Source organism: Roseinatronobacter monicus (assembly GCF_006716865.1).
Lineage (GTDB): Bacteria > Pseudomonadota > Alphaproteobacteria > Rhodobacterales > Rhodobacteraceae > Roseinatronobacter > Roseinatronobacter monicus.
Map to the genome: position 1 here is coordinate 1,240,223 of NZ_VFPT01000001.1, position 19,012 is coordinate 1,259,234.

Here is a 19,012-nt window from a genome sequence, read left to right on the forward strand (position 1 = left end):
AGAGCATTGTTCTGCAAAACGCGCAAGTCAAAGGCGGGGCGGCATGGATCAGATGCGCGTGTCCCTGCGCGTTCCCGCGCACAAAGGCTTAGCCCTCGCGCGGGCGCATCGCCAGCCAGATCAGCGCAGAACCTGCCAGAACAAGGAAAGGCAGCATCGCCATGTTGACCAGTTGCCAGCCCGTCTCTGCTGTGCCGCCAGAGCAGTTCATCAACGTGCCCGAACTGAGCGAGGCGACGAATACCCCGCCAAAGACGATCATGTCATTCATGCCCTGCACCCGCCCGCGTTCCTCGGGGGAATGAGAGGCTGTCAGCATGGTGGTGGCCCCGATAAAGCCGAAATTCCAACCCACACCCAGCAGGATCAGGGCGATATAGAATTGCTCCAGCTCCACCCCGGTCATTGCAACCGCACCCGAGGCCGCGAGGATAACAAGCCCGGTGCCGACAATGGCACGCGCCCCAAACCGCGCAATCAGATGGCCGGTGAAGAAGGATGGCGCATACATCGCCAGAACATGGGCCGAAACGATATTGGCCGCGTCAGAGGTGGCAAATCCGCAGCCGACCACCGCCAGCGGGGTCGAGGTCATGACCAAATTCATCAGCGCATAGGCGACGGTTCCGCAGATCACGGCCACGGCGATGACAGGCACGGTCAGCAACTCTCTGCGCGAGCGACCCGCAAGGCTGGTGCTGGTGGGTTTGGGGGGCGTCGGAATGTCCAGCGCACTCAGCAGGGCCATGCCTGCGATATTCAGCACGATCACGGTCAGATAGGTTGCCAGAAATGGCACGGGCATGGCATCGGTTGTCAGCGACACCAGTTGCGGGCCGAAAACCGCCGACAAAAGCCCGCCTGCCATGACATAGGAAATCGCCTTGGGGCGGAATTCGGGGGTGGCAGTGTCGGTGGCGGCAAAGCGGTAAAACCCGTTCGCTGACATGTAAGTGCCTGTGATGAAAGAGCCAAGCAGGAACAACGGAAACGAATTGAGCATCAGCGCATAGGCCGAAATGGCCGCGCCCACAGCGCCCGCGCCGCACGCCACCCAGAAGCCCGCGCGCCGCCCGTAAGCCTGCATGAAGCTGGACAGTGGCGTGGCCGCCGCCATTGACCCCAGCACGATCAGCGAGATGGGCAAAGTCGCCCAGCAAGGGTTGGAGGCCAGCATCTGCCCCGCCAGCCCGCCAATAATGAACAGGATCGGCAACTGCGCCCCAACCACGGCCTGCGCCGCGACAAGGACCATCACGTTGCGCTTGGCGCGGGTGTTATCGGGGGTTGCAACTGTATCACTCATGCGCGCAGGATTAGACGGATTGGATGACTTGGGAAAGGGGTCTTTTACATGTGCAGCAAAACGGCGCAATCCTGATGGTCGGGCGTATTCTGACAACAGAGGATTGCATGGACGAAGGGGCCGCATGGCTGGCGCAGGCAGAGCCGCGATTCGCCCATGCCCTTAGCCTGACAGGCGCGCCGCCATTGCGGCGCAGGCCGGATGGGTTTGCGCATCTGCTATCTGCGATTGTCAGCCAGCAGGTCAGCACCCATGCCGCCCGCGCCATCTGGGGCCGGATGGAAGGGGCAGGGCTGACCACCCCCGAGGCTGTGCTGGCCGCAGATGATGAAAGTTTGCGTGCGCCGGGCCTCTCGATGCAGAAAATGCGCTATGCGCGCGCTCTGGCCGCAGCGGGCATAGATTTTGACGCATTGCGCGACCTGCCGGACGAAGACATTACCCGCATCCTGACCGAAGTGCCGGGCGTTGGGCGCTGGACTGCCGAGATTTACGCCATGTTCAGCCTTGGCCGCGCCGATGTGTTTGCGCCTGCCGATCTGGCGTTGCAGGAGTCCGCCAAGCGGCTGTTCGATCTGCCCGACCGCCCGCGCGAGGCCGCGTTGCGCCGCATGGCGACCCAATGGTCGCCATGGCGCACAGTTGCGGCGGGCATATTGTGGGCTTATTACCGTGTTGAAACCGACAGGGAAGGAATCACATGACACGCGCGCTGCACTCTGACCGCCGGGGGCCAGTTTCCGGGGGCAAGGCGAAATCTGCTGTGGTATTCGTGCACGGCTACGGCGCGGATGGCGCGGATTTGCTGGGGCTGGCTGACCCGCTTGGCCCGCATCTGCCCGACACAGCATTCTTCTCACCCAACGCGCCCGAGAAATGCACAGGCAATCCTTTTGGGTATCAGTGGTTCCCAATTCCGTGGCTGGATGGGTCCAGTGAAGAACAAGCGCTTGCAGGGCTTGAAGCTTCCGCAGTCGATCTGAATGTTTTTCTGGACAAGATTTTGGCGGATGAGGGGCTGACCCCGGATCGTCTGGCGCTGGTGGGCTTTTCGCAAGGCACGATGATGAGCCTGCATATCGCCCCGCGCCGTGCTACACCGCTGGCTGGACTGGTCGGATTTTCGGGGCGGTTGATGGTGCCAGAGCGGCTGGAGGCAGAGACCGTGTCACCCCTGCCAATCCTGCTGATCCATGGCGATCAGGATGATGTCGTGCCCCTTGCCAGCCTGTCCGAAGCGGCAGATGCGCTGGTTGCGGCGGGGTTCGAGACTTACAGCCACATTTCGAAAGGGACAGCGCACGGAATTGCCCATGATGGGCTGTCGCTCGCGCTGTCGTTCCTGCGCGACAAGTTTCCAGCGTAAAATTCTGTTGTTGCGCTAAATTTCATCGAATTGTCGTATGTCGTAGCTAGGTTTGGAGCTGCGACATTTGGTGCGATCTTATGACTTGCCAGATGCTTCGCGCTAGATATAGTGCAAGCCATGCATGCTGTGGCGCAGCATGCTTTCGGCCCTGCGGGGCGCACACAAGATGTCGCCCCAAGGGCCACCAGATCGGAGGTGGCACCTGTGGATGGTGATTTCAGATCAGACTTCGTCCGCGATCCAGCGGCGCTGCGTCAGTTTCCTGCGCTGGTGCTGAATGCCGATTACAGGCCGCTCTCCTATTACCCGCTGTCGCTGTGGCCGTGGCAGGATGCCGTCAAGGCGGTGTTTTTGGACAGGGTCGATATTCTGGCGGAATATGAACATGTGGTGCGCAGCCAACGTATGGAAATCCGTGTCCCGTCGGTGGTTGTGCTGCGCGAGTATGTCAAACCGCGCAAGCGCGTGGCCTTCACGCGGTTTAACCTGTTTTTGCGGGACGAGTTTTCCTGCCAGTATTGTGGCGCCAAGAACGATCTGACCTTTGACCATGTGCTGCCGCGTAAATTGGGCGGCGTGACCAGCTGGGAAAATGTTGTCGCCGCTTGTGCGCCCTGCAATCTGCGCAAAGGGTCCAAGACCTTGCGAGAGTCTGGTATGAAGCTGCGCACCCGGCCCATGCGACCGGAATCCGAGCAGTTGCGCAATCTGGGGCGGCGTTTTCCACCTAACCATCTGCATGACAGCTGGCTGGATTACCTGTATTGGGATACTGAACTGGATGCATGACCCCATGTCGCGCGTGCCCACTGGACAGGTGGGGTGTCAGACTGTAAATGGTGCCATGATAGCGCTAACGAGAGCGCAGCAAGCGCCTTCGGGCAAGAGGTTATTATGGTTGCACGCGTTATTCCAGTTGAACAATTTGACCTTGTCATCTTTGGCGCGACGGGCGATCTGGCGCGCCGCAAGATATTGCCGGGCCTGTATCGGCGCTGGAAAGAAGGGCAAATCCCGCAAGGCTCTGCAATCATTGGCGCGGCACGGAGCGATTTGGCACGTGCAGATTTCCGTGACATGGTCCGGGCCGCACTGGAAGAATTTCTGGCTCGCAAAGAACTTGTCGAGGACTCCATCGCCTCGTTTCTGGAGATGCTCGACTATGTCAAGGTTGATGCCAAAGGTGATGGTGGCTGGGAACACCTGCACGGTATGATGCGCAAGGATATCGTGCGCGCGTTTTATCTGTCTGTGGCGCCTGCGCTATTCGGTGGTATCGCGCAGCGGCTGCACCAGCGCGGAATTGCGGATCGTAATTCGCGCATCGTGGTGGAAAAGCCATTTGGCAAGAATCTGGAAACCGCACTCGCGCTGAATGCCGCGCTGGCAGAGTATTTCCACGAAGATCAGATTTACCGGATCGACCACTATCTGGGCAAGGAAACGGTCCAGAACCTGATGGCCGTGCGTTTTGCCAATATCCTGTTCGAGCCACTGTGGAATTCGCAATTTGTCGACCATGTCCAGATCACAGTCGCCGAGACTGTGGGGGTGGATGGGCGCGGTGAATATTACGACTCGTCCGGTGCAATGCGCGATATGGTGCAAAATCACCTGATGCAGCTTGTGTGCCTGATCGCCATGGAGCCGCCCCATTGCTTTGAACCCGATGCGATGCGCGACGAGAAGCTGAAGGTCATTCGCGCCCTCGATCCGCTGAAAGCAGGCGAATTGGTGCGCGGGCAATATCGCGGGCGCGGGGATGAGGATTATCTGGTTGAGAGCGGCAATCCCGACAGCCTGACCGAGAGTTTCATTGCGATGAAATTGCATATCTCGAACTGGCGCTGGAAGGGCACACCCTTCTACCTGCGCACAGGCAAGCGGTTGAAATCGCGTGTGTCGGAAATCGCTGTCACCTTCAAAGAGCCGCCCCATTCCATCTTTGGCGAGTCGAACCAGTGGCGCGAGAATGTCCTTGTGATCCGGCTTCAGCCTGATGAAGGCATGGATCTGCGGGTCATGATCAAGGAGCCGGGACCGGGGGGGATGCGGTTGAAAGATGTCGCCCTCGATATGAGCTTTGCCGAAGCTTTGGGCAATGATCTGGACATTCCCGACGCGTATGAGCGGCTTATCATGGATGTGATCCGCGGCAACCAGACCCTGTTCATGCGCGGTGACGAGGTCGAGGCCGCTTGGGCGTGGGTCGATCCTGTGATCGACGGGTGGGAGGCGCGCGAAGATCAGCCGGAACCCTACGAGCCGGGATCGACAGGGCCAGAAGGCGCGCTTATGTTGATGCACAAGGATGGACGGCGCTGGCGGGAGATCAGGTGATGGAGTTTCACGAATACCCGGACCGCGAGATGATGATGCTGCGCCTTGCGCAGCGGATTTCATCGGAACTTGGCGAAAGCCTGCGCGCCAATGGCCGCGCCACGCTTTCGGTGCCGGGGGGTACAACGCCGGGGCCGGTCTTTGACACGCTCAGCGGGGTTGATATGGACTGGTCGCAGGTCTGCGTTGTCCTGAATGATGAGCGTTGGGTGGCCGAGGACAATCCGCGCTCGAACACTCGTCTGCTGCGCGAGCGCTTGTTGCGCGCAAAGGCCGCGCCGGCAAAGCTGATCCCGCTGCGTGCCGACACGCCCACACCAGAGGAGGCTTTGGACGGGTTGATCGAGGGGCTGGTTCCGCACCTGCCGATCTCGGTGCTGCTGTTGGGCATGGGCGAGGACATGCACACGGCCTCGCTCTTTCCGGGTGCGGACAACCTGGAAGCTGCCCTTGCTGCCGACGCGCCCCCCCTGATGGCGATGCGCGCAAAGGCCGCAGGCGAGCCCCGTATCACCCTGACCGCACCTGTGTTGCGCGCGGCCCTGCGGGTGCATGTCCTGATCACGGGTGCCGCCAAGCGCGCGGCGATTGAGCGCGCGGCCAAACTCTCCCCCCGAGAGGCGCCGATTGCCTGTGTGCTGGATCAGGCGCAGGTACATTGGGCGGAATAAGGGGCAGGGGGCTTGCGCCCCCTGAGATTGAGTATTTTTAGCAAGAAAATGTAACAGGGGCAGAGCATGAGCATCTGGAATGATCTGGCGCGGCATCAACGCGCGACCGAGACACGGCATATGCAAGACTTGTTTGATGAGGCGGGCCGTGCGCAAGTATTTTCGGTGCAGGCAGGCGAGATGCATCTGGATTATTCCAAGACAAACATTGACGCCGAGGGCCGCGCCTTGCTGGTGCAACTGGCGGAAAACGCAGGGTTGGCCGAGAAGCGCGCGGCGATGTTCGGGGGCGCGAAGATCAACGAAACCGAGGGGCGCGCTGTCTTGCATATCGCACAGCGCGCAGGCGAGGACGCGGTCATTGACGTTGACGGCGAAGATGTCATGCCCGAACTGCGCGCGGTGCGTATGCGTGCGTACGCTTTTGCCGAAGATGTGCGTGCGGGGCGGTATCCGGGGCAGGGGGGCGCGATTACGGATGTGGTCAATATCGGCATTGGCGGCTCTGATCTGGGGCCAGCTATGGCGACGCTCGCACTTGCCCCCTATCATGACGGCCCCCGGCTGCATTATGTCAGCAATGTCGATGGGGCGCATATTGCCGATACATTAAAGGGCCTGAACCCCGAGACGACATTGGTGATCGTCGCCTCCAAGACCTTTACCACTATCGAGACAATGACCAATGCGCGCACGGCCCGCGACTGGATGGCCAGCAAAGTCACCGATCCGGGGGCGCAATTCGTCGCAGTTTCCACCGCGCTGGACAAGACCGCCGAGTTTGGCATTGCGCCCGAGCGGGTGTTTGGCTTCGCGGATTGGGTGGGCGGGCGCTATTCGGTCTGGGGGCCGATCGGGCTGGGGATTATGATTGCGGTCGGTGCGGCGGGCTTCGACGCTTTTCTGGCGGGCGGCCGCGCGATGGACACGCATTTTCAGAACGCGCCACTGGCCGAGAATATGCCGGTCTTGCTGGCGCTGGTGGGCATTTGGCACAACCAACTCTGCGGCCACGCCACGCGCGCGGTCTTGCCCTATGACCAGCGGCTTGCGCGCCTTCCGGCCTATTTGCAGCAGTTGGAAATGGAATCGAATGGCAAGCGTGTGGATATGGAAGGGCGCGATCTGGCCCGTCAGTCCGGCCCGATTGTCTGGGGCGAGCCCGGCACCAATGGGCAACACGCGTTTTATCAACTCATCCATCAAGGCACGCGGATTGTTCCGTGCGAATTTCTGTTGGCGGCAAAGGGACATGAGCCGGAGCTTGCGCATCAGCACCGGTTGTTGGCTGCAAATTGCCTTGCGCAATCCGAAGCCTTGTTGCGCGGGCGCAGCTTCGAGCAAGCGCGCGCCATCATGGCCGAAAAGGGGCTGACAGGGTCCGATCTGGACCGACAGGCGCGCCACCGCGTCTTTCCCGGAAACCGCCCCTCGACCACATTGATTTACCCCCAACTGACGCCTTTTGTTCTGGGCCAGATTATTGCGCTTTATGAGCACCGGGTCTTCGTCGAAGGGGTGATCCTTGGCCTTAATTCCTTTGATCAATGGGGGGTTGAGCTGGGCAAGGAACTGGCCACTGCAATCGGGCCGCTGCTGGAGGGGGCAGATGCCTCTGCCAAAGACCCGTCAACGCAAGCGCTGGTGGCGTTTGTGCGTGCGCATCAGGGGGTGTAACACATGAAAAGCGCCGCATGACGCGGCGCTTTTCTTTTGGCGTATCGCGCAGAGGTCAGAACCGGACGATGGTTTCGAAATCATCCAACTGGTCGCCCTCATCCGAGATCAGATCATCGACGCCCAGCAGTATTGTCGCGCGCGTGCCATCATCCGAGATCGTCCCGGTTGTGCTTTCGATCTCGCGTCCCTGAACCGAGAAGCTGATCGACATCCCGTCAAACATCTGGCGCATCATGGCCATCATTTGCGGGTCTTCGATCATTTCGTCCATTCCGTCATTCATGGCCGACAGGGGGAACAGGGCGCGCACGCGGTTGCTGTCGAGATAGGTCAATTCGCCTTGGATCTCGGTCGGGACATCATCTGCCGCATCGGGGCGCATGAGTTCGGCGAAGGTGCCTGTCTTGTCAAATTCGCACCGCGCATGGGTATCGCTGAGCACAAGCGTTCCGCCATCTTCCTCGGCGCAGAAGCTGTCATCGCCGCCCGACATGTCATACATCTGGCGCTGCATCTGCATGAAGCCGGTCAGGCGCGCCTCATCCTCGCCCAGAACTTCGACGGTCATGTCTACTTCGACGCAGGCTGCCAGCGCCAATGCCGCAGGAAGTGCAAATAAAAGGCCACGCATGAAGGATCTCCTTGATCGGTGGTGTGTATGGATGGCAGGAAAACAGAAAAACACCCTGCACACCAGCCCGAATTCAGGCTTATCCGCCGCTGCAATGTGCCCCTTCGGGTGCGGCCCCAGATCCAAGGGCAAGCGCGGGTGGTGCCGTGAACAGGTCTGGCGCGCCGGTGGCACCCAGATCAAGTGCGACAATTGCCAGCACAAATGCCAAGGCCAGAAACCCCGTCATAGGGCGTGAAATCCGCGCGGTCATGCGTATGCCCCCCCTGTTACACGTGGCCGCAACAGAACCGGACGCAACCGGATTCCAAGCATGGAGCCAGCGAATGCCGCAACCAGCCAGACCCAGCCATGCAGCGACCCTGTCGATATGCCGCTGAAGAATGCGCCCACATTACAGCCAAAGGCCATGCGCGCTGAATATCCCAGCACCAGTGCCGCCACCAGAACCGCCCCGTAAGAGATGGGCGTTAACGATTGTGTCTGTGCGCCGGGGGCTGCGCGCCAGCGCATTACGGCGAATGCCCCGATCAACAGCCCGATATTCGTCAGTGAGGTGACATCGGTCAGGATCGAGGCAGAAAGCCGTGCGGCGTTGCCCTCGGCGGCCCAGAAGGCTGTGGTGGCCAGATCCGCCCCGCCTGCCTGTGCGATTTTCGCCCCCCAAAGCCCAAGCCCATAGACAATGCCCCAAGGTTGGCCCGCGATGACCAGATTGGCCAGCGACAGAGCGGCGATCAGGGCTGCGGCGATCCACAGGCGGCGCGGGGGCATACGTTTGCCGGGCGCACTGCGCAGGAACGTGACCGCCCCGACAATCGCCAAGCCGGCCAATGTCAGGCCAAGCCCGCCCATATCGCCAAACATACCCTGAAAGGACAGCACTGGCAGGCTTCCAAGGCTGGTCCACCAGCCAAGATGCAGGGTTCCGGCAAAACTGCCGCCGATAAATCCGGCCAAAGCGATCAGCCCGACCAGATTTCCGCTGCCCGCATTGACCAGCGTGCCGGATCCGCAGCCCATGACCAGTTGCATGGCCGCGCCAAAGATAAAGGCGCCAAGGATCATTCCGATCCCGACGGGCGCATGCGCGGCGACCAACTCGCCCGGATTTGCTGCAAGCAAGGGAAAGGCAACCACGGCCACCAACCCAATGGCGATCAGTTGCGCAAGCAGGCCACGCCCGTCGCGGTCGGTCACGATCATCCGCCAAGGTCCGGCAAAGCCAAAGCGCAGCCCTTCCAGCACCAGCCCGAAGCCAAGGCCCACCAGCACCAGCAGCCCTGCGCGCGGCCCGGCCATGACGAATGTAAACAGGGCAAAGCCCAGCACGATCAGTAGCACAGACGCACGCTGAAGGAACATCCTGAGAGCCTTTCGTAAAACTGATGACGCGCGCTTGCTGCGCGCGTCAAGGAATTGGTTATTTCACACGATGCCGTAAAGCGCGGGTCAGAACAAGCCTTCGACCCAGCGCTTGGTCGAGCGCCACAGATACGCGATACGCGTCGGCTCATTGTCCAGCTCGTGGCCGTGGATAGCGTATTCGGCCATGCTTTCGGCATAAAGGCGTGTATTCTCTACACCGGCGAGTTCACTCAGTGCGAACCAGTTGAGCGCCGCCCAATGGCCGGTGTTACAGAAAGAAACCGTGATGGGCGAGTCGACCAGCCCCTGAGCTTCGGCAACTTCGCGCGCGCGCTCTGGTGTGACCATGCGGTTGCCTTCGAAGAAATCTTCATACTCAAGGTTCTCTGCGCCGCGCACTGTGCCGGGCCGTGCGATAGACCATGCGATCCCTTCAAAGAAACCGCTTGGGCGGCTGTCCATCAGGCGCGCCTCGCCGCTTTCAACCAGATCGGCGACCTCGGTGGTTGAGATATACCATTCATCCGACCATTCGGCCATGAAGTCCGTCTCGGCTATTTCAACCGGGGTGGTTGATACCGGCAAATCTGCGCCGGTCCATGCGGCAAACCCGCCATTGAGCAGCGCCAGATCCTGCACGCCCAACGACTTCAACGTCCAGTAAACACGGGCGGCGGTGCCCATATCAGTAGGGTCGCTGCCAGCATGAACAATAACAGTGGGGATGTCGGCCTCTACGCCCACGCGTGCGGCTTCCAACTCATACTCAAGCTCTGGCAGCAATGCGCCGGGGTTGGAGGGGCCGCCACGCCAGTTTGCGTAGGGTGAATGCGCAGCGCCGGGAATGTGCCCCGCCGCGAAATCGCCCGATACATGGATGATGCGAATATCGTCTTCGGCTTCCATGATGGCGGCCAGTTCTGCTGGCTCCAGCAATGGACCCCAGCCTTGCGGTGTCGCAAATGCGAGTGCGGGCAGAGCGATGAGAGACAGGCTAAGAGCGGTGGTGCGCAGCATTGGAACTCTCCTTGCGAGACATAATCCGGTGTTGGACGGCATTTAGGCAGCGCAATGTGGTCTGGCAAGCATGGCGGGGCCAAGCGCGAGAACGGCGCTGCAACAGGCGTTTTTATTCGCAACAGCATATGGGAAGGGTTTGTTCTGCACCTGTCGAAAGTGGAACAATATTCTGTGCGGGCGCGTGTGGCGGGCATTTATGCCCTTATTGCGCTGGTGGTCTTTGCGTGCTGCGAAAAACTGTCCTTCAGCTTAGGGGCAGCCTTTCTTGTGTTTCCTTGCCAAGTTGCGATTCGCGCCACAAGATCAGCAGCCCGGACGCAATGACCAGCACCGCCCCTGCTATCATCGGGCCGGTTGGAACCTCGCCGAAAAAGAAATAGCCGATGAAACTGGCGAAAAACAACTGTGCATACCAGAATGGTGCCAAGGCCGACGCATCAGCGAAGCGGTAACTCGCGGTCATCATCAATTGCCCAACCCCGCCCAAAGCCCCCGTCAGAACAAGCAAAGCCATGATCTTGCCAGAGGGGATGACCCAGCCGAAGGGCAGGGTCATAAGCGACAAAAGGCTGGCCGTGACAGCAAACCAGAATACGATAGCCGGTGTGGTTTCCGTGGCGACCATGCGCCGGACGATGATCTTGACCAGTGCGGCACATATGGCTGCCCCCAATGCCATCAGCGCCCCAAGCCGCGCCAACTCATCGACATCTCCACTGACGGACAGGCGCGGCCAGACCACGATCATCACCCCCGCCAGCCCCAGTGCAACGGCAGTCCAGCGAAACAGGCGCACGCGCTCCCCCAGAAACACAGCCGCAAAGACAAGTGTCAGAACGGGGGCGGCAAAGCCGATGGTGGTGACTTCGGGCAGGGGAAGCAGCGAGAGCGCCAGAAAATTCATCCCCAGCGTGATCGAGCCGACAATCCCGCGCAGCAGATGCAGGCGCGGCCGCTCTGTGCGCAGCCCATCCATCAGCGGCCCTTGCAAGGCAATCCAGCCCAGTATGAATGGCAAGGAAAAGAAAGCGCGTGAGAAAACCGCTTGGCCCGTGGGCACATGTTCCGAGACTGCCTTGACCACCCCGGCCATGCTGACCAACACCATTAGCGCGCACAGGTTCAGGGCAATTCCCGTAAGAGGTTGGGCAGACGTGCTGCGCGACAGCATGGAAACTCCGGCATTGTTCACATGTGTAATATGTAATCGCGCCGCCAGATACAAGTCAACGCGCCATGCGGCCTTGCCAACGCGCTTTGGGCGCTTTAGCTCACATGCAGCAATCGAAAGGGCCAAAGATGACCGAAACCCTGCTTGATCTTGCGTGGTCCGAGGCAGAATCCGCGCCCGACGATGGCGCGCTGCGCTTGCAGTATTACGCCCGACTGGTCGAGGCTGAGATATTCCTGTTGCTGGAGCGCGAAGCCGAGGGCGACAAGATTGACCCGAAGGTGTTTGATCTGGAAGACGGGCCAATCGTGCTGGCCTTTGACACAGAGGCCCGCCTGACCGAATTTACTGGCTTGCCTGCTCCTTATGCAGCAGTGCCGGGCCGTGTGCTGGTTGATATGCTGACAACGCAAAGCATTGGGCTGGGGCTGAATTTTGGGGTGGCACCGTCATCCAGATTGCTGCCGCCAGAGATTATCGACTGGCTGGCGCAGATGATGGCGGAGCGCCCGGAGGAATTGCAGTCGCGGGTTACTGCGTTGCACCCGCCCAAAGGTCTGCCCGAGAAACTGTTGCTGGCGCTGGACCAGCGCCTTGCGCGGATGGAAGGGCTGGCGCGCATGGCCTATCTGGCTGGCGCTGAATACGAGAATGGCACGCGCGGGCATATGCTTGCCATTATTGATGTGGCCGAAGGGGCCGAAGCCACGCTGGCGCGCGCGGTGCAGGGGGCACTAAGCTTCTCTGGGGTCGAAGCGGGCATGTTGGATGTGACCTTTCTGTCATCCGATGATGCGCGCGCGGCTGATTGCGCGCGGGTGGGCCTGCGCTTTGATCTGCCTCAACCTGCCGTTGCGCCATCCACCCCCAGCGCGCCGGGTATGGACCCCGACCGCCCCCCACGCTTGCGCTGACACGCTGAATATTGCTGTCGATTGGTGGGGTAATATAATACCTAATTTATAAGTGTATGATTTGTAACGAATAAATAGATCATCATGGGCTTGACCTGGCCGTCCAATCCTATAGAAAGCGCGCATCCCGCATGAATTGCTTATGCGGTTCTTTTTCCCATTCTCAAGGGTCTCGTTATGAAAACCTACTCTCTCAAAGCCGGAGAGATCGAGAAGAAATGGATCATTATCGATGCTGAAGGCATCGTTTTGGGCCGTCTCGCCTCGATCATCGCCATGCGCCTGCGCGGCAAGCACAAAGCCACCTTCACGCCTCATATGGATATGGGTGACAATGTCATCGTCATCAACGCCGATAAGGTACAGTTGACAGGCAAAAAGCGCGACAAGCCCAACTACTGGCACACGGGGTATCCCGGTGGGATCAAATCCCGCACAACCGGCCAGATTCTGGAAGGCCGCTTTCCCGAGCGTGTCGTCATGCAAGCGGTCAAGCGCATGCTGCCAGGTGGCCCGCTGACGCGCCAGCAGATGACGCATCTGCGCGTCTATGCCGGAACCGAGCATCCGCATGAGGCCCAGCAGCCCGACGTGCTGGATGTGCGCGCGATGAACAAGAAAAACACGCGGAGTGCAGATCATGGCTGAAGATCTCAAAACCCTCGACGATCTGAAATCAGCAGTTACGCCGGTTGAAGAAGAAGCGCCTGCGCGCGAGCCTGTGCGCGACGATCTTGGCCGTGCCTATGCGACCGGCAAGCGTAAGGACGCGGTTGCCCGCGTCTGGATCAAGCCCGGTTCTGGCAAGGTCACTGTCAACGGCAAGGAAATGGGCACATATTTCGCCCGTCCGGTGTTGCAGATGATCCTGCGTCAGCCTTTCCAGATTGCAGGCGTTGTTGACCAGTTCGACGTGCAGGCAACGGTCAAAGGCGGTGGTTTGTCGGGGCAGGCAGGTGCAGTAAAGCACGGCATCTCGAAAGCGTTGCAGTTGTTTGATCCCGCATTGCGCGGATCGCTGAAGGCAGCAGGCTTCCTGACACGCGACAGCCGCGTGGTAGAGCGTAAGAAATACGGCAAGGCGAAAGCACGTCGTAGCTTCCAGTTCTCCAAGCGTTAATTTCGCACAACAGACTTACAAAACGCCCGCAGCACTTTGTTGCGGGCGTTTTGCGTTTGGTCTGTGGCATATCCGCCAAATCTGGGAACGGATTGGATCAGCCGTCGGTTTTGTTTTCGGGCGCAGGCAGGGCCTTTGCTTCATCGGGCATCTGCTCTGGCAAATCTATGGTCAGCGTACCTTCGTCGGGGTAGATGGTAATGCGCGCTTTTGGGGCAAGCGTGACCAGAATTTCGTTCAATTCCTTTTGCGCACGTTCAACCGTCTCGCGTTGGGTTTCCCGTTTGATTTCCGGTGCGTTGGCTTTGTTCCCAAACAAGAATTTGAACATGTCGGCAGTCCCCTGTGTAAAACCATTATGGTTACACCATGGGTTGAGGTTGTAAAAGCCAGCTTGCTGCGTTGCAGCGCATTTTCGCCATCAAAAGCGTGTCAAGCGAATCCGGGTGCGGTGCAGGTATGGCCTGCATGTAGCCCGCGCCGGCTGGTGAGGGGGCCCAGAAAACGCTGTACGACCGGATGATCTGCGTCCAGCGCTCCATGCCGGATCAACAGTGCCGTGATCGCGGCTTCGGCGGCACGGACACCACCATCGATAATCTTCAAGGCTATGCCAAGGCGCTGTTCGGGCAGGATCGCAACAAAGACCGCCTCTGCACCTGTCTTTATGGCCGCGCGTCCCCCCATTGCGCGCATCAGGTCGGTGCAGGCGCGCGTTTCGCCTGCCACAAGGTCCGGGTGCTGTATCATGGCCTCTCGCAGGGCAAACATTGCGCGCGACCGACTGCTGCCACTGTCTGTGGCGCTTGCGAATTGTGCCATGGCATAGGCCAAGGCAGACAGCTTGGTTGCAAAATTCGGGGCAGAACAGCCGTCAATGCCGTATCCGGGTGAAGATGTACCCGTAACTTCTTCAAAGGTGTTGAGAATCGTCGTTTGAACAGGATGATCGGGCAGGGTGTACTCTGCCTCGCCCTTCAGGTGCCGGTTCAGCATCAGAAAGCCCGCATGTTTGCCAGAGCAGTTATTGTGCAACTGACACGGTGTGCCGCCGGTTTTGATCAGGTGGTCGCGCTCGGCAATATCTTGAGGGTCCTGACAGCCGCAGCGCAGGTCGCTTTCGCTTAGGCCCATATCGTTCAACCAGCTTGCGACGCGTGTGACGTGGCTATGTGCCCCCTGATGCGAGGCGCAGGCCAGCGCCAGTTGCTCGGGGCGCAGATCGCGCCCTGCGCCTGTCTCTAGCAAAGGTAAGGCCTGCACCATCTTGCAGCTTGACCGCGGATAGATCACCGCATCGGCGTTGCCCCAACTCTCGACAATCTCGCCTGAGTCGCGTGCGACGACAGCATGGCCACGATGCAGGCTTTCCAGAATATCCCCGCGCCAAAGCTCGATCAAAGGGACTGATCCAAGATCGAGCGAGGGGATGTTCGGCATTTTGTTGCTCATTTCGTTCACTCCTGCTGCACAAGCGCTCACGCCTGCGCGATTTCTTGCCAAGAGGGCTTTGAATTTTCGCTGTCTTGACGATAAGACACGATGTAGAAGGCCCACACGCTGCGGACATGTCGACGGCATGCGTGGCGCAAAACCGGGGCCGGGTCAATTGGAGGCATGACAGCAGATGGTGTCACTGAGGCAATTCGGATCGATCCTGGCGCTTGTCGCAGGCGTCTATGGGGCAGGCGTCGCCACTGGCGCGCAGGCACAGGAATCCAGTAACCGCGTCGCGGCTGAGACAGATTGGAGCGTCTTCGTCGAGGAGAGCCCGAAAGAATGCTGGACAGTCTCTGCACCCCGCGAAACAGTCAATACACGCGACGGCCAGCCCGTACAGGTGCGGCGGGGCGATATTCTTCTGTTCGCAACTTACCGCCCCGGACGCGAAGCGCCTGAGATTTCGTTCACAGGCGGCTATCCTTTTGCGGGCGATTCGACCGTTGGTCTGACGATCGGGTCCAACGAGTTCCAGCTTTTTGTCGATGGGCAATGGGCTTGGGCTGGATCGCCAGAAGATGACCAGCGTATTTTTGCAGCCATGCGCGCAGGCGCTGACGCTGTTCTGACCGCGCGCTCGGCTCGTGGAACCAATACAAGCGATACATTCTCGCTGTTCGGGTTTACGGCTGCATCGCAAGAAGCGGCGCGCCAATGCGCTGACTGATCCGCGGTGCCACAGAAAAATTCGCGCCGCCCGGGCTGTAAACCCTGGGCGGCTTTGCTATATGCATAGTTAAGTTTATCGAAATGAGGCCAGAATGCGCGTAGATGCTCCGATCACACAAGACGTGCTGACCCTTCCGCGCAAACCGGACGCAGGCGGCAAGCGCAATCTTGTGGGCCTGACACGCGCGCAAATGGCCGACGCCTTGGTGTCCATTGGCACGCCAGAGAAGCAAGCGAACATGCGCGTGGGCCAGATCTGGCAATGGATATACCATTGGGGCGCTCAGGATTTCGAGGTGATGACCAACCTTGCGAAAGCCTATCGCGCCCAATTGGCCGAGCAGTTCGAGATTGCGCGCCCTGAAATCGTGACCCGTCAGGTGTCCGAGGATGGCACGCGGAAATACTTGCTGCGCATTGCAGGCGGGCACGAGGTCGAGGCGGTTTACATACCTGAAGAAAGCCGTGGAACCCTTTGTGTTTCCAGTCAAGTTGGCTGCACCTTGACCTGTTCCTTTTGCCATACCGGCACCCAGAAACTGGTGCGCAATCTGACTGCTGCCGAGATTGTGGGGCAAGTGTTGGTCGCACGCGACGATCTGGGCGAATGGCCGGTGCCTGGTGCCCCTAGGGATGAGACGCGCCTTGTCAGCAATGTGGTGCTGATGGGCATGGGCGAGCCGCTGTACAATTTTGACAACGTGCGCGACGCGATGAAAGTGGTGATGGATGGCGAAGGGCTGTCGATTTCGCGCCGCCGGATCACCCTGTCAACATCTGGGGTCGTGCCGGAAATCGCGCGCACTGCCAGCGAAATCGGTTGCCTGTTGGCGATCAGCTTCCATGCGACAACGGATGATGTGCGCGACAAGCTGGTCCCGATCAACAAACGGTGGAATATCAAGGCGTTGCTGGACGTTCTTCGTGAGTATCCCCGCCTGTCGAATTCCGAGCGGATCACGTTTGAATATGTGATGCTGAAAGATGTGAATGACAGCGACGCGGATGCGCGCCGTCTGGTCAAGCTGATCGCGGGCATTCCGGCCAAGATCAACCTGATCCCGTTCAATGAATGGCCCGGTGCCCCGTATCAGCGCTCGGATTGGGCAAGGATCGAGGCGTTTTCCGATATTGTTCACAAGGCGGGCTATGCCAGCCCCATCCGCACCCCGCGTGGCGAAGATATCATGGCGGCTTGCGGGCAGTTGAAATCGGCGACAGAGCGCGGTCGGCGCTCGCGCGCTGAAATCGCTGCCGAAGCCGAGGGCTGATACGTGCCCGTTGTCCTTTTGATTGTCGTCGGGGCGTTGGCCGGTGTTCTGGCGACGCGGTTGATGCGTATGCAAACCGATCTGCCGACCGCGATGATTATCGGGGTGCTGGGCGCCGTGACAGGCGGTATGGGCTTTCGGTTTCTGATGACCTCTGCAAGCTGGGTCGGCGCGTTTGTTCTGGCGCTACTGGGGTCACTGCTACTGCTATGGCTGTGGAAGCAGTATCAGGGACGGCGCTAAAGCTGTGGTCACGCGCGCGGGGGGCGGCTTTTGTAAACAGGCAGGCACCAGCCAAACAGCAACGATCCGGCGCGCAGGGCAAAGGTTGTCACGCCGCAGGTAAGAAGTGTCAGTAAGGCAGAGTCGGTCACGAATGTCGTGATGACAGCGGCCAGCGCACCCGCGAAAGCGGCGGTGGCGTATAGCTCGCCCTTTTTCAGGATCAGCGGCACCTCGTTACACACAACGTCGCGCATCAGCCCGCCAAAGGTGCCGGTCGCAACGCCCATGATAAGCACGATCGGCCAATCCTGCCCCATGCCAAGGGCCACACCCACGCCCGCAGGCACCGCAACCCCCAACGCCAAAGCATCCAGCCATTCGAGTGTGCGCAGGCGCGATTCCAGAAAATGTGCGGTGAAGAACACCAGAATGGCCGCAACACAGGCCGACAGGATCATACCGGGGTCAGCGACCCAGAACACCGCCTCTCGGTTCAGGATGACATCGCGCAATGTGCCCCCGCCCACGGCCGTCAGACAAGCCAGAAAGACAAAGCCCACAATATCCAACTGCGCGCGACTGGCCGCCAATGCGCCCGTCAGGCCGAATATGAATACGGCTGCATAATCAAGCCCTTGCAGTAGACTCATGATGTGCTCTTGGTGGGTTTGAATGGCGCCATACCTGCGCGTGCCAATTCATCTGCGCGCTCGTTTTCAGGGTGGCCTGCGTGGCCCTTGACCCATTCCCAGATCACCGTGTGGCGGGCCTGTGCCTCATCCAGCCGCTGCCAGAGTTCGACATTCTTCACCGGCTTTTTGTTGGATGTGCGCCAGCCATTGCGCTTCCAGCCATGAATCCAGCTTGTGACACCGTTTTTCACATAGGCGCTGTCGGTGACAATGGTAATCTTGCTTGGCCGCTCCAGCACTTCCAGCACGCGGATTGCGGCCATCAGTTCCATGCGGTTATTGGTCGTCTCGGCCTCGCCGCCGGACAATTCGCGTTCCTTGACAAGTTCACCATCCCGCGTGGCGCGCATCAGGACACCCCAGCCACCGGGGCCGGGATTGCCGGAACAGGCCCCATCTGTATAGGCGACAAGATCAGGCATCACAGCCCCACATAGCCGGGCAAGGCGCGGATGCGCTCCAGCCAGCGTAGAACTGCGGGAAAGGGGGCCAGATCATAGCCACCGCGCGTGTCTGCCGTATGCGTATAAGCATAAAGGCACAGATCCGCGAGGCTGACATCCGCGCCCACCAGCCAGTCGCGCGTGGCAAGATGATCGTCCATGGTCTGCAACAAGGCATTGCCGCGTGTCAGCAGGTCCGCCAACCGCTCTGGCGTTGCATCTGCGCGGCGGTGGGCGTAGCTGCGCAGTGCCGCGCGCACAGCAATCACGCCCTCATGCTGGTTCTGTTCCCAGAACATCCATGCCAGCATCTGCGCTTGCGTGACCGGGTCGGTCGGCACGAATCGGGTGCCGTGACCCAGATAGGTCAGAATGGCATTGGATTCGGGCAAGAGCGTGCCATCGTCCAGTTGCAGCACAGGGGCCTTGCCAAAGGGCAGGCGCTTGTGCGCATGGGCCTGCTCCAACGTGGCAGAGCCATATTCGACATCACTGCACGGCACCTCGTCCCGCCCCAGCAGGGCCAATAGCAGCCGCACCTTGTAGCTGTTGCCAGAGGAGGGCATGGAATAAAGCTTCATGGTCTGGTCTTTCATCGCTGGACTGGCATCTTTCGGACAGC

Annotated in this window: 23 protein-coding genes; 12 read left to right on the forward strand and 11 right to left on the reverse strand. The window is 59.8% G+C overall.

Going from position 1 to position 19,012, the window contains the following annotated elements; genetic code table 11:
* Positions 1–88: 88 nt before the first annotated feature.
* Entirely contained in the window at positions 89–1,306 is a 1,218-nt protein-coding gene (locus BD293_RS05760; protein WP_142080264.1) for an MFS transporter, read from the reverse strand.
* A gap of 23 nt (positions 1,307–1,329) precedes the next feature.
* Here BD293_RS05760 and BD293_RS05765 point away from each other — a divergent pair, with 23 nt between their 5' ends.
* The 6 genes from BD293_RS05765 (at position 1,330) to pgi (ending at position 7,363) form a co-directional block, all read left to right on the forward strand.
* A complete protein-coding gene (locus tag BD293_RS05765; protein ID WP_246086226.1) occupies positions 1,330–2,010 on the forward strand; it encodes a DNA-3-methyladenine glycosylase family protein in 681 nt (226 codons plus the stop codon).
* Entirely contained in the window at positions 2,007–2,672 is a 666-nt protein-coding gene (locus BD293_RS05770; RefSeq protein ID WP_142080265.1) for an alpha/beta hydrolase, read from the forward strand. The genes BD293_RS05765 and BD293_RS05770 overlap by 4 nt, the downstream gene beginning before the upstream one ends.
* A 207-nt stretch (positions 2,673–2,879) precedes the next feature.
* Complete coding sequence (locus BD293_RS05775; protein ID WP_142080266.1) at positions 2,880–3,464, forward strand: HNH endonuclease; 585 nt, start codon at positions 2,880–2,882, stop codon at positions 3,462–3,464.
* Positions 3,465–3,569: 105 nt separating this feature from the next.
* Positions 3,570–5,015 (forward strand): glucose-6-phosphate dehydrogenase, encoded by a 1,446-nt coding sequence (zwf, locus tag BD293_RS05780; protein WP_142080267.1) that lies wholly within the window; start codon positions 3,570–3,572, stop codon positions 5,013–5,015.
* The gene (gene pgl, locus BD293_RS05785; RefSeq protein WP_142080268.1) at positions 5,015–5,686 is read left to right on the forward strand and encodes a 6-phosphogluconolactonase; all 672 of its coding nucleotides are present in this window, start codon (positions 5,015–5,017) and stop codon (positions 5,684–5,686) included. The genes zwf and pgl overlap by 1 nt, the downstream gene beginning before the upstream one ends.
* Before the next feature lie 66 nt (positions 5,687–5,752).
* Entirely contained in the window at positions 5,753–7,363 is a 1,611-nt protein-coding gene (gene pgi, locus BD293_RS05790) for a glucose-6-phosphate isomerase (protein ID WP_142080269.1), read from the forward strand.
* 55 nt (positions 7,364–7,418) lie between these two features.
* Here the strand turns inward: pgi and BD293_RS05795 are convergent, their stop codons facing one another.
* From BD293_RS05795 to BD293_RS05810, 5 genes are all read right to left on the reverse strand, one after another.
* Positions 7,419–7,997, reverse strand: a complete 579-nt coding sequence (locus BD293_RS05795) for a hypothetical protein (RefSeq protein ID WP_142080270.1) — start codon at positions 7,995–7,997, stop codon at positions 7,419–7,421.
* Positions 7,998–8,076: 79 nt separating this feature from the next.
* Positions 8,077–8,250: a hypothetical protein gene (locus tag BD293_RS22640; protein ID WP_170207013.1), complete on the reverse strand. Its 174-nt coding sequence runs from the start codon at positions 8,248–8,250 to the stop codon at positions 8,077–8,079.
* Positions 8,247–9,362, reverse strand: coding sequence for a YeeE/YedE family protein (locus BD293_RS05800; RefSeq protein WP_142080271.1), 1,116 nt, complete (start codon positions 9,360–9,362; stop codon positions 8,247–8,249). The genes BD293_RS22640 and BD293_RS05800 overlap by 4 nt, the downstream gene beginning before the upstream one ends.
* Positions 9,363–9,449: 87 nt before the next feature.
* Positions 9,450–10,382: a sulfurtransferase gene (locus BD293_RS05805; RefSeq protein ID WP_170207070.1), complete on the reverse strand. Its 933-nt coding sequence runs from the start codon at positions 10,380–10,382 to the stop codon at positions 9,450–9,452.
* Between the two features lie 247 nt (positions 10,383–10,629).
* A complete protein-coding gene (locus tag BD293_RS05810; protein WP_142080273.1) occupies positions 10,630–11,556 on the reverse strand; it encodes a DMT family transporter in 927 nt (308 codons plus the stop codon).
* Between the two features lie 128 nt (positions 11,557–11,684).
* Here BD293_RS05810 and BD293_RS05815 point away from each other — a divergent pair, with 128 nt between their 5' ends.
* The 3 genes from BD293_RS05815 (at position 11,685) to rpsI (ending at position 13,590) form a co-directional block, all read left to right on the forward strand.
* A complete protein-coding gene (locus tag BD293_RS05815) occupies positions 11,685–12,470 on the forward strand; it encodes an SseB family protein (protein WP_142080274.1) in 786 nt (261 codons plus the stop codon).
* A gap of 177 nt (positions 12,471–12,647) precedes the next feature.
* Positions 12,648–13,118 carry a 50S ribosomal protein L13 gene (rplM, locus tag BD293_RS05820; RefSeq protein ID WP_142080275.1) on the forward strand — a complete coding sequence of 157 codons (471 nt, stop codon included), beginning with the start codon at positions 12,648–12,650 and terminating at the stop codon, positions 13,116–13,118.
* A complete protein-coding gene (rpsI, locus tag BD293_RS05825) occupies positions 13,111–13,590 on the forward strand; it encodes a 30S ribosomal protein S9 (protein WP_142080276.1) in 480 nt (159 codons plus the stop codon). The genes rplM and rpsI overlap by 8 nt, the downstream gene beginning before the upstream one ends.
* Positions 13,591–13,687: 97 nt before the next feature.
* On the opposite strand, the gene BD293_RS05830 is transcribed toward rpsI, so the two are convergent.
* Both BD293_RS05830 and BD293_RS05835 read right to left on the reverse strand, forming a co-directional pair.
* The gene (locus BD293_RS05830; RefSeq protein WP_142080277.1) at positions 13,688–13,921 is read right to left on the reverse strand and encodes a hypothetical protein; all 234 of its coding nucleotides are present in this window, start codon (positions 13,919–13,921) and stop codon (positions 13,688–13,690) included.
* 101 nt (positions 13,922–14,022) lie between these two features.
* A complete protein-coding gene (locus BD293_RS05835; protein ID WP_246086227.1) occupies positions 14,023–15,042 on the reverse strand; it encodes an asparaginase in 1,020 nt (339 codons plus the stop codon).
* A 175-nt stretch (positions 15,043–15,217) separates the two neighbouring features.
* Here BD293_RS05835 and BD293_RS05840 point away from each other — a divergent pair, with 175 nt between their 5' ends.
* The 3 genes from BD293_RS05840 to BD293_RS05850 all read left to right on the forward strand — a co-directional run bounded on the left by BD293_RS05840 (position 15,218) and on the right by BD293_RS05850 (position 17,273).
* Entirely contained in the window at positions 15,218–15,757 is a 540-nt protein-coding gene (locus tag BD293_RS05840; protein ID WP_142080278.1) for an invasion associated locus B family protein, read from the forward strand.
* Positions 15,758–15,851: 94 nt separating this feature from the next.
* Positions 15,852–17,030, forward strand: coding sequence for a dual-specificity RNA methyltransferase RlmN (gene rlmN, locus BD293_RS05845; protein WP_142080279.1), 1,179 nt, complete (start codon positions 15,852–15,854; stop codon positions 17,028–17,030).
* A 3-nt stretch (positions 17,031–17,033) separates the two neighbouring features.
* A complete protein-coding gene (locus tag BD293_RS05850; RefSeq protein ID WP_142080280.1) occupies positions 17,034–17,273 on the forward strand; it encodes a GlsB/YeaQ/YmgE family stress response membrane protein in 240 nt (79 codons plus the stop codon).
* Between the two features lie 8 nt (positions 17,274–17,281).
* Here the strand turns inward: BD293_RS05850 and BD293_RS05855 are convergent, their stop codons facing one another.
* From BD293_RS05855 to BD293_RS05865, 3 genes are read right to left on the reverse strand one after another with little or no spacing between them, the layout of a single operon-like run.
* A complete protein-coding gene (locus tag BD293_RS05855) occupies positions 17,282–17,905 on the reverse strand; it encodes a trimeric intracellular cation channel family protein (RefSeq protein WP_142080281.1) in 624 nt (207 codons plus the stop codon).
* A complete protein-coding gene (gene rnhA, locus BD293_RS05860; protein ID WP_142080282.1) occupies positions 17,902–18,369 on the reverse strand; it encodes a ribonuclease HI in 468 nt (155 codons plus the stop codon). Before rnhA ends, BD293_RS05855 begins: the two co-directional genes overlap by 4 nt.
* Entirely contained in the window at positions 18,369–18,986 is a 618-nt protein-coding gene (locus tag BD293_RS05865; protein WP_246086228.1) for a glutathione S-transferase family protein, read from the reverse strand. The genes rnhA and BD293_RS05865 overlap by 1 nt, the downstream gene beginning before the upstream one ends.
* Positions 18,987–19,012 lie beyond the last annotated feature (26 nt).